Source organism: Amycolatopsis sp. cg5 (assembly GCF_041346955.1).
Taxonomy (GTDB): domain Bacteria; phylum Actinomycetota; class Actinomycetes; order Mycobacteriales; family Pseudonocardiaceae; genus Amycolatopsis.
On sequence record NZ_CP166849.1, the window covers coordinates 3,015,154 to 3,027,909 of the forward strand.

Consider the following 12,756-nt stretch of genomic DNA (forward strand, 5'->3'; position numbering starts at 1 on the left):
GGAAATACCAACGAAAGACGGATGGTGAAATCCGTGTCGGTCGGCGAAGTTGTTGGCAAGACTCGGTATTTTCCCTGAAATCGGGACGAACGTCGACGAAAAGGAACATCGTGAACAAATTTGCTGCCGCGGTAGCGGCCGCGAGCTTGCTCGTCAGCGGAGCGGCCATCGCTCCCATGGCGGGCGCGGCGCCTGCGGCGACCGAGTTCGCCCCGGCGCCCATCAAGTGGGGCAAGTGTGAGAGCGCTCGCCTGCAGAAGGCCGGTGCGGAGTGCGGCTTCCTGGAGACGCCGCTCGACCACGCCAAGCCGAACGGCGAGAAGATCCAGATCGCCGTCTCGCGCGTCAAGCACAAGACCCCGCAGTCGCAGGGCATCATGGTCGTGAACCCCGGCGGCCCCGGCGGTTCGGGCCTCGGGCTGTCGACCCTCGGCGCGGCCGTGCCGAACGGCGCCGGCGACAACTACGACTGGATCGGCTTCGACCCGCGTGGTGTCGGCTCCAGCAAGCCGGCGCTGACCTGCGACGGCAACTACTTCAGCTACAACCGGCCGCAGTACGTGCCGACCACCCGTGAGCTGGAGAAGACCTGGCTGGCGAAGTCGAAGGGCTACGCCGACGCCTGCAAGAAGAACGGCGCGCTGCTCGACCACATCAAGACCGTCGACGTCGCGAAGGACGTCGACAACCTGCGCAAGGCGCTGGGCGAAGAGAAGATCAACTACTACGGCTTCTCCTACGGCACCTACCTCGGCCAGGTGTACAGCACGCTGTACCCGCAGAAGGTCCGCCGGATGGTGCTCGACGGCAACGTCGACCCGCGCAAGGTCTGGTACCAGGCGAACCTCGATCAGGATGTCGCGTTCGACCGCAACATCAAGATCTACTTCGAGTGGGTCGCCAAGTACGACTCGATCTACCACCTCGGCAAGACCGGCAAGGACGTCGAGAAGCTCTGGTACGCCGAGCAGAAGAAGCTCTACGCCAACCCCGCAGGCGGCATCATCGGCGGCGACGAGTGGACCGACGTCTTCCTGCAGGCCGGGTACTACGTGTTCGGCTGGGAAGACATGGCCAAGGCCTTCGACGGCTGGGTGCACAAGGGTGACTGGCAGACGCTGAAGGGTCTCTACGACGACTCGAACGCCCAGGGCGAGGGCGCGGACAACGGCTTCGCCGTCTACGCGGCCGTGCAGTGCACCGACGTGCAGTGGCCGAAGAGCTGGACCAAGTGGAAGATCGACAACTGGCTGACCTACCTGCGCGCCCCGTTCGAGACCTGGGGCAACGCCTGGTTCAACGCGCCGTGCCTCTACTGGCCCGCCAAGGCCGGTAAGCCGGTGGAGATCGACGGCAGCAAGGTGCCCGGCATCCTGCTGATCGACGAGGAGCTCGACGCGGCCACCCCGTACCCGGGCAGCCTCGAGGTGCGCAAGCGCTACCCGAACTCCAGCCTGATCAGCGCTCCTGGCGGCACCACCCACTCCGGTTCGCTGTCCGGTGTGTCGTGTGTCGACGACAAGATCGCTGACTACCTGGCCACCGGCAAGCTGCCGAAGCGCACACCCGGCCAGGGGCACTCGGACGCGCAGTGCGAGCCGGTCCCGCCACCGGTGCCCGCGGGCGCCGCGGCCGCTCAGCGGTCGGACAAGGCGAAGGCCGGTGCCGACGCCAAGAAGGAACTGCTTCCGCAGCTGCTGCATTTCTGAGTTGACTGAGTAGTGCTCCATCACGGTGCCCCGATCTGGTCCGCCAGGTCGGGGCACCAGTGTTTCGGCACCGGGACGGCGGGTTCGGGAAGCGCCTCGGCGCCGGGGGCCACGTGTTTCGCGATGAGTCTCGGAAACCTGGTTCTGAGGCTCGGCAGGTCTTCCGAGAGCTGCTCGCCGTCCGGCCGTGCGCTGCCGACGAAGCCGAAGGCGTCGTAGATCGCCTCCGCGGCGATGGTGTCGTCGACGCTGTGCTGCAGCCGGATCGGCCGCCAGAACTGATGCTCTCTCATCGTGACTCCCTCGTTGCCGAATGTGATGGCATCACCGTACGTCGAGGGTCCGACAATTTCGGAGAGCAGCAGGTCGGACGCGGAAAGTCACGAAACTGTCGGTGCCGGGGTCTACCGTCGCGGGCATGAACATCACCAAAGAGCACCGGACAGAGATCCGGGTCGGCACCAACACCTATCGCATCGAGGTCGCCGCGCAGCCGAGCGACGACCACACCCAACCCTCGCAGTGGGTCGCCATCACCATCGGCGGCGCCGATGCCGACGGCGACCCGGTCGCCGAAGGGCGGCTCGATCTGCAGAACCAGGTCGTGTCCACGGTGGCGGAGTTGCTCGCGGAGAGCCTCTTCGACTTCGTGGGCAGACCGAAACCACCGCCGCGCCGAAGACCAGGCGATCGGCCTGCCAAACAAGGCCAGTCCTGGTCGGCGGGCGAGGACGCCGAGCTGGAAAAACGGTGGCTGGCAGGCGAAAGCGTCGAGGCGATCGCTCACTACTTCGAGCGGACACCCGGCGGCATTCGCGCGCGGCTGCCTCGGGTCGGCTGTGATCCGGAGAACCAGGGGGAGTACCTCCCGACCCCGCCCAGCCGCAGGCCCGAAGCACTGGGAGGTGAAACGGAGTAGGGCCGGTGGTGGGCCGGTCTTCCGGACTTGCCCACCACCAGCCGCCTAGGAAGCTTTGCGCTGCTTGAAAAATCCGGTGTTTGAAAACTGCAGAGTGTGCAATGCCGAAAACCCGAGGTCGTCGTCGTGACCGGTCACGACCCCGGAGTTTCGCGCCAGGTGACGGGCAGGCTGGTCGGGCCGACCGTCACCAGGCCGGTCTTCCAGACCAGGTCCGCCACCGAGCACGTCGGGCGCAGTCCGGGCAGCCGGGTGAGCACTGTCGTGTAGGCGATCTCCAGTTCCATCATCGCGAGCGGGATGGCCACGCACCGGTGGACGCCGTGGCCGAACGCCAGGTGCGGGCTCGTCCGCGCGAGGTCGACGTGGCCGGGATCCGGAATGGCCTCGGCGTCGTGGTTGGCCGACGGGGTCACCGGGATGATCGTCGAACCGGCCGGGATGTGGACACCGGACAGCTCGACGTCAGCCAGTGCGACCCTCTCCTTGGCGGAGCAGAAAACCGGGACGTAGCGCAGCAGTTCCTCGAGCGCGCCAGGCAACAGGCCAGGGTCGGCGGTCAGCCGGTCGAGCTGGGCGGGCGAGAGAGCCAGCAGTGAGTTCGACAGTGCGCCGGCGACCGGTTCGTAGCCGCCGGTGCACAGGTTGAGCACGGTGTACAGCAGCTCGGGTTCGCTGAGCTGGTCACCCGCGTCGCGGACGGCGATGAGTGAGGAGACGAGGTCGTCCGCGGGACTCTGGCGTTTCGTGGCGACGAGATCCCCGATCAGGCCCATGATCTCGCCGAAGGCCGAGCCGACTTCGGCGCGGTCGCCGGTGGACAGGGTGATGTCCATCAGCGAGCGCAGCCGGTGACGGTCCACATCGGACACTCCGAGCAGCGCGCAGATGACGCGGGCCGGGAACGGCCTGGCGAAGTCGTGCAGGAAATCGGCGGGCGGCCCGGCTTTGATCATGTCGTCGACCAGCTCCGCCGCGATCCGGGTGGCGACCGGGCGCAGTGCTTCGACCGCGCCTGCGGAGAAGGCATGGGCGACCAGTTTGCGGATGCGGGTGTGGTCGGGTGGGTCGAGGTTCATCAGCACCGGTGGCAGGCGGCTGAGCTGGGTCAGCACCGCCGCGTCCTGCCGGGCGGCCGCGGCCGCCCGGCTGAAGACCGGGTCCATCAGCACGCGGCGGACGTCGGCGTGGCGGGTCGCCAGGTACGCCGTGCCGCCGGAGGCGATCGGCACCAGCGGCACCGGGTCTTCGCGGCGCATCCTGGCCAGCTCCGGGTGGTCGCCGACCCCTTGCCATTCGGTGAACGGGAAGGTCATCCGAACCAGCGCCTCACCGCGGTCTCCAGCGAGCCGGCGCCCGCGACCCAGGCGACATGGCCGTCGGGGCGCACCAGCACACCGTCCACATCGGACAGTGGGCTGCCCGGCTCCACCTTGGCCGGCACGACGTCCACCCCGGCCGCCGTCCACGGCTCACCGGAGAGGTTCAGCAGCAGGCCGCGGCCCGTGCGCAGCAGCGATGTGGTGTCCGTGGTCCCCGCGTCCGTGGTCAGCGGCGAGTACGGCAACCGCGCGCCGAGCAGCGGATGCGTGCCTTCGCCGTAGCGGACGTCGAGGCCTGCGATCGCGGCGGCGAGGTGGTCGCGCACCGTGCTGTGGGTGATCAGCTCGCGGAACACCTCGCGCAGCGGGTCGACCGAGGTGTCGCCGAGCAGCAGCTGGGCCTGCGCCTGGATGTTCGTCTTGACCCGGACGCCGACCGGATGGCGTTCGGCGTGGTAGCTGTCGAGCAGTCCGGCCGGCGCCGTGCCGCGGAGCTCGGCGGCGAGTTTCCAGCCCAGGTTGAACGCGTCCTGCAGGCCCAGGTTGATCGCCTGCCCGCCGACCGGCATCACATGGTGGGCGGCGTCGCCGGCCAGCAGCACCCGGCCGCGCCGGTACTCCGTCACCTGCCGCGAGGTGTTGCCGAACGCGTCGACCCACACCGGCTCGCCCGCGCTGACATCCTCGCCGGTGACCCGTTCGTACGCCGCGACGACCTCGGCGAACGCCGGGGGAGCCGAGCGGATGCGCGGTGGGCGGCCGAACTCGTGCACCACGAGCCGGATGAGCCCGCCGTCGATCGGCAACGCGATCGCGAGGCCCGCCGGATAGCGCTGGAAGAACCGGAACGGCACCTCGATGCCGCGCACGTCGGCGCGCAGCAGCTCGAGTTCGGCGTCCACGCCGGGGAAGTCGAACCCGGCCAGCTCGCGGACACTGCTGCGCTCGCCGTCGCAGCCGACGACGTAGCGAGCCGTCAGCGAGCCGTTGACCACGACCTCGGACTCGGTCTGCTCGACCGAAGTCACCTCGTGGCCTCGGCGGATCTCCGCGCCGAGTTCGGTCACCCATGCCGTGAGCATGGCCTCCACCCGGGCCTGGGCGAGCTTCATCCGTCCAGGGTGGACGGTCGGCAGTTGGCCCAGATCGAGGTCGAGCCCGCCGAAATGCCCGTGGTCGTCACGATCGACAGCGCCCAGGTGTTCCAGCCTGCCGCGCTGGTCGAAGATCTCGACGGACCTGGCGTGGATCGCGCCGGCCCGCGACTGCGTCGTCGGCTCGGTCAGCCGCTCCAGCACGACCACCTCCGCGCCGCCGAGTCGCAGCTCGGCGGCCAGCAAGAGACCGGTCGGCCCGGCGCCGACCACGATGACGTCGGTGTCAGGCAAGGACTTCCTCCTGGCTCTCGGCATAGGCCTTGGCATGGTGCAGGGTGGCGAGACTGTTGGCGCTCAGCGCGGCGCGTACCTGGTCGAGCGTGGCCGGGTCGTGCACGGACACCGAGTGCTCCGACGTGACCTGCACGCCGTCCTCGTCCTCGAGGATCTGCCACTGTCCGGTGTGGAGGGACAGCAGCGCGGGAAGCAGCGTCTGCTTGTAGACGATCAGCTTCGGGAACGTGACGCGCACGGACGAGGTCGTGTGCACCGAACCGTTCGGCGCGCGAGTGTCCATTTCGAGCAGTTGCAGCCCGGGGATGTCCTCGGTCAGCGCGACCCGGTCGACGTGCGGCAGCCGCTCCGGCCACCGGTCGGCCTCGTTGATGAACGCGTACACGTCGGCCGCGGAGCCCTTGATGTGCACGGTGTCCGCAAACGTGTGCACCGGCGCGACCGTGCCTTCGGCGAAGGTCTTCAGCGCGGCGAGTTCCTTGTGGCTGTTGCGGTCGACGGCCTCGTCGATCCACGCGATCCCGGTCGGGTCGATGGCCTCGTAGTCGTGCAGGAGCCGCACCCGCGAGCCGCCCGCCGGCGACGGCTCGATCACCCAGGCGCCGCCCATCGACGCGATCGGCGCGCGTGGGACCTCTTGGCGGAACTCGACACGCAGTGCTTGGGGATCGAGCACGCGGCGGGACGTCCACGTCCTGGGCGAGCCGTTGGCCGTCGCCCACAGCCGGATGCGCTCGACGTCGCCGGACCGCTCCAGCACCGAGGCGTGCACGGTCGGCTCGAAGACCGTCGGCCACCGGGTGACATCGGCGAGGAACGCGTAGATGTCCGCGGGCGCCGCGTCGACGGTGATCTCGTGTTCGACGTTCATCGTTCTCCTTCAGAAGTTGCCGAGGCCGCCGCAGACGTTCAGCGCCTGCGCGGTGATCGAGCCCGCCGGGTCCGAAACGAGGTAGCCGACCAGCCCGGCGACCTCCTCGGGGGTGCTGTACCGGCCGAGCGGGATCTTGGCCTGGAACCGGTCGAGCACCTCGTCCTCGCCGATCTCCCACGCGGCCGCGTAACCTTGGCGAACCCGTTGCGCCATGGGCGTTTCGACATAACCGGGGCACACCGCGTTGACCGTGATCCCGGTCTTGCCCAGCTCGTTGCCCAGCGACTTCGTGAACCCGACGACGGCGTGCTTCGACGCCGAATACGGCGCGCCCAGCACCACGCCCTGCTTGCCGGCGGTCGACGCGATGTTCACGATCCGGCCCCACGGCCGGTGCCGCAGCCCGCCGGTGTTGAGCACCGCGCGGGTCATCCGGAACACCCCGTGCAGGTTGGTGTCGATCACGTCGAACCACAGCTCGTCCACCAGATCGGCGGTGACCCCACCGCCGCTGCGGCCGGCGTTGTTGACCAGGATGTCCACCGGCCCGTACCGGTCGACAGCGGCCTGCACGAACGCCTGGACGTCCGTTTCGGACCGGACGTCGCATTCGGTGCCGTCGACTTCGAAGCCATCGGCGCGCAGCTGCTTGACGGTCGGTGAGACGTCGTTGCGGGCGCAGAGGAACACCTGATGCCCGGATTCGGCCAGCTGCTTCGCGACGGCGAGCCCGATGCCACTGGTGGCGCCGGTGACGAGTGCGGTCCTAGCCATGGTTGATCAGCTCCAGCAGCGCGCGCGGGGTTCGGGCGGTCGCGGTCGCGTCGTCGTCGAGTTCGACACCGTGGTCGCGCGAAAGCCGTCCGGTCGCCTCGATCAGGGCGACCGAGTCGTAGCCGAGGTCGGCGAACTCGGCGTCGATCAGCTCACCGCTGACCGGCTCCGGCGAGCCCGCGCAGTCGGTCAATATCCGGAGTAGCTCGTCCAAGGTGAGCACTGTTCAATCCTTTCGTCGCAGCAGGATCGCCGAGTTGAAACCGCCTTGGCCGCGCGCGAGCACCAGCGCGGTGCGCAGCTGTGCGGGCCTCGGCATGGTGACCAGGTCCAGGTCGTGGGCGTTGGTGACGTTGGTCGTCGGCGGGATGACGCCGTCGCGGATGGCGAGCAGCGCCGATGCCACGTCCAGCGCGCCGCCGCCCGCGTAGAGCCGCCCGGTCATCGTCTTGGGCGCGGTCACCGGGACCTTGCCGAGCACGGCCGTGATGGCTTCCGCCTCGGCCAGGTCCAGTTCGGGCACGGCGGCCGCGTCGGCGAACACCACGTCCACTGTGGACTCGCCGGCGTCCGCCAGCGCCAGTTCGATCACCCGGCGATAGGCGTCCGGGCCGAAGGTGGCCGCGTATCCGGCGATCTCGCCGTAGCCGCGCTCACCGGCCGTTTCTTCGTTCTCCAGCACGAGAATCGCGCCGCCCTCGCCGGGCACGTGACCTGCCGCGCCGGTGTCGAACGGCAGATAGGCGCGGTCCGGATCGGCCGACGTGCTCACCCGCCCGCTCGCCAGCAGCGATACCCAGCCCCACGGGCAGAGCGCGCCGTCGACCGCGCCGGAGACCACGAACGGCGTGCCGCCGCGGATCTGCCTGCGTGCGTGGCCGAGCGCGTCGAGTCCGCCAGCCTGGTCCGAGACGAGCACGCTCGACGGCCCGCGCAGCCCGTTGCGGATCGAGATCTGCCCGGAGTTCACCGCGTAGAACCACGCGAACGACTGATACGCGCTGACGTGCTTGGGGCCTTTGCTCCACAGGTTGCCCAGTTCACGCTGGCCGAACTCGAACCCGCCGCCGGTGCTCGCGGTGACGACCCCGCCGCCCCCGGTGTCCTCGATACCGGCGTCTTCGAGCGCCCAGGCCGCGCTCGCCAACGACAGCCTGGTCATCGGATCGGTCTGGGGGAGCAGCCTGCCCGGCAGGTGCTCGGCCGCGTCGAACCCGGTCACCTCACCGGCGAGCGTCGCCGCGTAGCGCGACGGGTCGAAGCGGGTCAGCCGCCCGATCCCGCCGCGCCCGGCGAGCGTCGCGCGCCAGTAGTCCTCGACACCGAGGCCGTTCGGCGCGGCGACGGACATGCCGGTCACGATCGTCTTCATGCGAGCACCATCGCGCTCTGGAAGCCGCCGAACCCGCTGCCGACGGTCAACGCCGTGTCCACCCGGTGCTCGCGCGCGGTCAGCGGCACGTAGTCCAGGTCGCAGCGCGGATCGGGCTCGTGCAGGTTCGCGGTCGGCGGCACCACGCCGTAGCGCCTGGCGAGCAGGCAGGCCGCGATCTCGATCGACCCGATCGCGCCCAGCGAATGGCCGACCATCGACTTGATCCCGCTCATCGGCGTCCGGTACGCGTGCTCGCCGAGCGCCGCCTTCACCGCCGCGGTCTCGTGCACGTCGTTCTGCTGCGTGCCGGAACCATGCGCGTTGACATAGTCCACATCGGACGGATCCAGCTTCGAGATGTCGAGTGCCTGCCGGATCGCGGCGGCCATCTCGGTCCCGTCCGGCCGCAGCCCGGTCATGTGGAAGGCGTTGCTGCGGCTGGCATAGCCGGTGATCTCGCCGTAGCAGTCGGCCATCCGGCTGCGCGCGTGGTCGAGTTCTTCCAGTATGAACACCGCCGCGCCCTCGCCGAGCACGAACCCGTTGCGCGAGCGGTCGAACGGCCGCGACGCCTGCTCCGGCTCGTCGTTGCGCGGGGTCGTCGCCTTGATCGCGTCGAAGCAGGCGACGGTGATCGGCGAGATCGGCGCGTCCGAGGCGCCCGCGATCATCACGTCGGCCGAGCCCTCACGGATCAGCTGCCAGGCGTGCCCGACCGAGTCGATGCCCGAGGTGCAGCCGGTGGACACCACCGCGGCCGGCCCCTGCGCGCCGAGCGCCGTCGCGACCTCGGCCGCGGCCGAACTAGGCGCGAACGCGCCGTAGAGGTGGCGCACCGCGTACTCCGGATCGACCAGCCACTGTGCGCCGTCGTCGCTGACCACCCGGTATTCGGCGTCCAGCGTCATCGTCGCGCCGACCGCGGTGCCGAGCGCGACCCCGGTCCGCTCCGAATCCACAGTGGACAGTCCGCTGTCGGCTAGCGCCTCGCGGGCGGCGACCACCGCGAACTGGGTCATCCGGTCCATCCGGCGCAGTTCCTGCGCACCGAGCCCGTGCGCGCGCGGGTCGAAGTCGACCTCGGCGGCGACCTGTGAGCGGAACGGCGACGGGTCGAACGTGGAGATCCGGCGGGTGGCCGTCCGGCCGTCGGTGAGCAGCGTCCAGAACGGCTTGACGCCGACGCCACCCGGCGCGAGCACGCCCATCCCGGTCACCACGACCCGGCGGTTCATGGCGCTTCCCACTGGTAGAACGAGGTGGCCATCGCGTCGGCAGGCGAGCGCCAGGTCTCCGGATCGAACGGCGAGATGTGCGGCTTCAGATCGGCGCTCACCGCCACGAACAGCGGATGCGTGCGGGTCTGCTCGATCGACTGCGGCCCGTCGCCGTCGAAGTCCTGCAGATGGAAGTACAGGCCCTTGTAGGAGAAGAGCTCCCGGCGCTTGGTGCCCATGATCCCGGGCATCTCGCTGCGGTCGAACTCTTCGAAGATGCCGGCGACGTCCTCGCCGGAGCCGGGCGCCATCCGCGCCACGATCAGTGTCCTCATCGCGGTTCTCCAAACCAACGTCGCAGTGCGGCGGTCAGGTCTTCCTCGCCGGCCCAGGCCACGTGTCCATCGGGCCGGACGAGTAAGGCTTCGGTTTTCGGCGGCAGGTTCTCGGCCGACGCGGTGACGATGTCGACCCGGTCGGCCCACGGCGACGCGGCCCGTCGCAGCTCGGCGTCGTCGGAGAGGTCGAGCAGCAGGCCACGCGCCGGGTGCAGCAGCTCGGTCGTGTTCGGCGCGCCGTCGAGGTCCACCCGCGGCAATCTCTTGCCCAGCAACGGATGTTCACCGGGGCCGACGTCGTAGCGCAGGTCCAGCCCGGTGACCATGCCCGCGAGATGCCGGGTGACCTCGTCGTGCGCGATCAGTTCGGTGAGCACGTCGCGGACGGGCTGGATCGTGTCGTCGCCCATCAGCACCGTGCCTTGCGCGGCGGAGTTGACGAGCAGCCGCTCGCCGACCGGGTGCCGCTCGGCGTGGTAGGTGTCGAGCAGCCCGGCAGGCGCCCAGCCGCTGACCTGCGCTGCGAGTTTCCAGCCGAGGTTGACCGCGTCCTGCACGCTGACGTTCAAGCCCTGTCCGCCCGCCGGCAGGTGCACGTGCGCCGCGTCACCCGCGATCAGGATCCGGCCCTTGCGGTAGGTGGTGGCCAGCTTGGCCGGGTCACCGAACGCGCTGATCCACTGTGGACGGCCGTGGGAGATGTCCTCGCCGGTCAGCCGATGCCAGGTCTCGGCGAACTCCGCGAAGCTCGGCGGCCCGGTCCGCCGCCGGGGTGGCGCGCCGCGTTCGCACAGGATGACGCGGTCGACGCCCGCGCTGATCGGGCCGACGATCACCATGCCCAGCGGCACCGATCGGCCGATCATCCGAGGTTCCAACGCGCAGCCTTCGACGTCGGCGAGCAGCAGTTCCCGGGTGGCCTCGCGACCCTCGAACCCGATGCCCGCCAATGTCCTGACGAGACTGCGACCTCCATCGCAGCCGACGACGTAGTCCGCGCGCAGCTTGCCCGAACCGGTCTCGATCTCGACATGTTCGTCGGTTTCGGTCAGCCAGACGACTTCCTGACCACGTCGGATGTCCGCGCCGAGCGAGCCTGCCCACTGGGCGAGCACGGCCTCGGTGCGTGCCTGGGTGACGCCGTACGCGCCGTGATGCGCGCCGTCGAGCACCGCGAAGTCCACCGGCAGCCCGCCGAAATGCCCGCCGGGCGTGGTCTTGAGATTCCCGAACAACGGGAGAATACCCCGCTGATCGAAAACCTCCATCGTGCGCGCGGTCAAATTCAGCCCGCGTGATTCCCCGGTCGGCTCCGGGAGCTTTTCCAGCACCACGACTTCGGCTCCGCCGAGCCGGAGTTCGCCCGCCAGCATCAAACCGGCAGGACCCGCGCCAACGACGACAACTCGCATCTGCCCACCCTCGCCGCTCGAACCCCAGTGAATTCAAATTTCCACGCGTTCACGGGCACGGGCAACGAGTTGTCCGTCAAATTCCGGCAAGGCTTTGGCAGACCATGTCAAAACATGTCAGAGGAATGTCAAATCAGGCCTGACCCAGGCGGAACCCGACTCCGCGGACCGTCACGATCCAGTCGCTGGAGCCGAGTTTGCGGCGCAGGCTGTTCACATGGGTGTCCAGCGTCCGGCCGAGGTCGTGCTCGTCGCCCCACACCTCGAGCATGATCTCCTTGCGCGGCACGACGCAGCCCCGGCGCGACGACAGCAGCCGCAGCAGGTCGAACTCCTTGCGCGTGACAGCGATGACCCTGCCGTGCAGCCGGACCTGCCTGGTGGGCGCGTCGAGCCGCAGCGGACCCTCCGGCGCGGGCACGGCGATCGGCTGCCGCCACGGCCTCGGCGGCACCTCGACCGGTTCGCACTCACCGAAGAACGCCTGCCAGTCGACCGCGACCCCGCGTTCGTGCAGCCACGCGAGCGTGGTGACCACTGACCGGTACTCCTGGCCGCCGCGTACCAGCGGCGCGAACTCGGCCGCGGGCACGCAGTCCTGCCCGAGCTCGGACAGCACACCGTCGGCACCGACCTCGGCGAACGTCGAGACCCCGTCGTCGGCGAGCGCGAAGATGCTGCCGAACATGCGCGGCGGCGAGGCCATGTGCGACGCCCAGAACTCCGGCGACGTGACGTCCCCGCCGATCACGATCGGCAGAACCGGCGGTCGGAGCGTGACCGTTTCGAGGACCTTGTCGAAGATTCCACCCCGATAGGCGGACACCAGCGCGCAGGCGTCACCGAGCGTCAGCACGCCCGCGACGTAGGCCGCGGCCAGCGCGCCGATGGACTTGCCGACCACGACGTCGGGCCGCACGCCCCAATGCCCGAACAGCCGCACGAGCGCGAGTTCGAGCACGAACACGTCATCGTCCACTCGCGACCGGAGGTCGGCGGCGGTCTCGGCGAACACGGGGTAGCGCGCGCTCAGCAGGTCGATCGTGCTGGTCGGGTCGATGGCGCGGCTGGTGAACAGGTAGGCGATCGGGCCGAACGCGGCGCGCGTCACCGGCGTCCGTCCCTCGGCGACGCCGGCGAGTTCGTCGAGCAGTTTCGGAGTGTCCTCGGCGACGAGCACGGCGCGATATTCGAAGGGGCGGCTGGCCGCCAATGTGCAGGCGACATTTTGCGGAGCGAGGGTTGCGCCGAGATGAGCGCGGAGTTTTGCGGCGTATTCCCGCACCGCGGACTCGGAACGGCCGGACAGTACCCATGGCATAGGGCTTCCACCTGCGGGAATACCTCTTTGCGTCGGCATGGGACGTAGCCCCAATGAGCGGGACAATTTGTCCGCGAGTTCGGGATTGCGGCCGATTTCCACGA

Annotated in this window: 13 protein-coding genes; 2 read left to right on the top strand and 11 right to left on the bottom strand. The window is 69.3% G+C overall.

Translation table 11 applies throughout. From position 1 onward, the window contains the following. Positions 1 to 110 precede the first annotated feature (110 nt). Positions 111 to 1,709 carry an alpha/beta hydrolase gene (locus AB5J62_RS13825; RefSeq protein ID WP_370948612.1) on the top strand — a complete coding sequence of 533 codons (1,599 nt, stop codon included), beginning with the start codon at positions 111 to 113 and terminating at the stop codon, positions 1,707 to 1,709. A gap of 20 nt (positions 1,710 to 1,729) precedes the next feature. Here the strand turns inward: AB5J62_RS13825 and AB5J62_RS13830 are convergent, their stop codons facing one another. After that, complete coding sequence (locus tag AB5J62_RS13830) at positions 1,730 to 2,002, bottom strand: hypothetical protein (protein ID WP_370948613.1); 273 nt, start codon at positions 2,000 to 2,002, stop codon at positions 1,730 to 1,732. 125 nt (positions 2,003 to 2,127) lie between these two features. Here AB5J62_RS13830 and AB5J62_RS13835 point away from each other — a divergent pair, with 125 nt between their 5' ends. After that, positions 2,128 to 2,628 carry a helix-turn-helix domain containing protein gene (locus AB5J62_RS13835; RefSeq protein WP_370948614.1) on the top strand — a complete coding sequence of 167 codons (501 nt, stop codon included), beginning with the start codon at positions 2,128 to 2,130 and terminating at the stop codon, positions 2,626 to 2,628. A gap of 134 nt (positions 2,629 to 2,762) precedes the next feature. On the opposite strand, the gene AB5J62_RS13840 is transcribed toward AB5J62_RS13835, so the two are convergent. From AB5J62_RS13840 to AB5J62_RS13885, 10 genes are all read right to left on the bottom strand, one after another. After that, complete coding sequence (locus tag AB5J62_RS13840; protein WP_370948615.1) at positions 2,763 to 3,944, bottom strand: cytochrome P450; 1,182 nt, start codon at positions 3,942 to 3,944, stop codon at positions 2,763 to 2,765. After that, on the bottom strand, positions 3,941 to 5,338 hold the full coding sequence (locus AB5J62_RS13845) for an FAD-dependent monooxygenase (RefSeq protein WP_370948616.1): 1,398 nt from the start codon (positions 5,336 to 5,338) through the stop codon (positions 3,941 to 3,943). The genes AB5J62_RS13840 and AB5J62_RS13845 overlap by 4 nt, the downstream gene beginning before the upstream one ends. Next, complete coding sequence (locus AB5J62_RS13850) at positions 5,331 to 6,212, bottom strand: aromatase/cyclase (RefSeq protein WP_370948617.1); 882 nt, start codon at positions 6,210 to 6,212, stop codon at positions 5,331 to 5,333. The genes AB5J62_RS13845 and AB5J62_RS13850 overlap by 8 nt, the downstream gene beginning before the upstream one ends. A 9-nt stretch (positions 6,213 to 6,221) precedes the next feature. Next, a complete protein-coding gene (gene fabG, locus AB5J62_RS13855; protein ID WP_370948618.1) occupies positions 6,222 to 6,989 on the bottom strand; it encodes a 3-oxoacyl-ACP reductase FabG in 768 nt (255 codons plus the stop codon). Next, entirely contained in the window at positions 6,982 to 7,212 is a 231-nt protein-coding gene (locus tag AB5J62_RS13860; RefSeq protein WP_370948619.1) for an acyl carrier protein, read from the bottom strand. Before AB5J62_RS13860 ends, fabG begins: the two co-directional genes overlap by 8 nt. Positions 7,213 to 7,215: 3 nt before the next feature. Further along, entirely contained in the window at positions 7,216 to 8,361 is a 1,146-nt protein-coding gene (locus AB5J62_RS13865) for a ketosynthase chain-length factor (RefSeq protein ID WP_370948620.1), read from the bottom strand. After that, on the bottom strand, positions 8,358 to 9,599 hold the full coding sequence (locus AB5J62_RS13870) for a beta-ketoacyl synthase (RefSeq protein WP_370948621.1): 1,242 nt from the start codon (positions 9,597 to 9,599) through the stop codon (positions 8,358 to 8,360). Before AB5J62_RS13870 ends, AB5J62_RS13865 begins: the two co-directional genes overlap by 4 nt. Further along, on the bottom strand, positions 9,596 to 9,916 hold the full coding sequence (locus tag AB5J62_RS13875; RefSeq protein WP_370948622.1) for a TcmI family type II polyketide cyclase: 321 nt from the start codon (positions 9,914 to 9,916) through the stop codon (positions 9,596 to 9,598). The genes AB5J62_RS13870 and AB5J62_RS13875 overlap by 4 nt, the downstream gene beginning before the upstream one ends. Then, on the bottom strand, positions 9,913 to 11,331 hold the full coding sequence (locus tag AB5J62_RS13880) for an FAD-dependent monooxygenase (protein WP_370948623.1): 1,419 nt from the start codon (positions 11,329 to 11,331) through the stop codon (positions 9,913 to 9,915). Before AB5J62_RS13880 ends, AB5J62_RS13875 begins: the two co-directional genes overlap by 4 nt. 133 nt (positions 11,332 to 11,464) lie before the next feature. Continuing rightward, positions 11,465 to 12,652, bottom strand: a complete 1,188-nt coding sequence (locus tag AB5J62_RS13885) for a winged helix-turn-helix domain-containing protein (RefSeq protein WP_370948624.1) — start codon at positions 12,650 to 12,652, stop codon at positions 11,465 to 11,467. Between the last annotated feature and the right edge of the window lie 104 nt (positions 12,653 to 12,756).

Coding starts and splice junctions, on each gene's coding strand:
- AB5J62_RS13835 (WP_370948614.1), top strand. CDS start 2,128: ATGAACATCACCAAAGAGCACCGGACAGAGATCCGGGTCGGCACCAAC.
- AB5J62_RS13850 (WP_370948617.1), bottom strand. CDS start 6,212: ATGAACGTCGAACACGAGATCACCGTCGACGCGGCGCCCGCGGACATC.
- AB5J62_RS13880 (WP_370948623.1), bottom strand. CDS start 11,331: ATGCGAGTTGTCGTCGTTGGCGCGGGTCCTGCCGGTTTGATGCTGGCG.
- AB5J62_RS13840 (WP_370948615.1), bottom strand. CDS start 3,944: ATGACCTTCCCGTTCACCGAATGGCAAGGGGTCGGCGACCACCCGGAG.
- AB5J62_RS13870 (WP_370948621.1), bottom strand. CDS start 9,599: ATGAACCGCCGGGTCGTGGTGACCGGGATGGGCGTGCTCGCGCCGGGT.
- AB5J62_RS13830 (WP_370948613.1), bottom strand. CDS start 2,002: ATGAGAGAGCATCAGTTCTGGCGGCCGATCCGGCTGCAGCACAGCGTC.
- fabG (WP_370948618.1), bottom strand. CDS start 6,989: ATGGCTAGGACCGCACTCGTCACCGGCGCCACCAGTGGCATCGGGCTC.
- AB5J62_RS13875 (WP_370948622.1), bottom strand. CDS start 9,916: ATGAGGACACTGATCGTGGCGCGGATGGCGCCCGGCTCCGGCGAGGAC.
- AB5J62_RS13865 (WP_370948620.1), bottom strand. CDS start 8,361: ATGAAGACGATCGTGACCGGCATGTCCGTCGCCGCGCCGAACGGCCTC.
- AB5J62_RS13885 (WP_370948624.1), bottom strand. CDS start 12,652: ATGCCATGGGTACTGTCCGGCCGTTCCGAGTCCGCGGTGCGGGAATAC.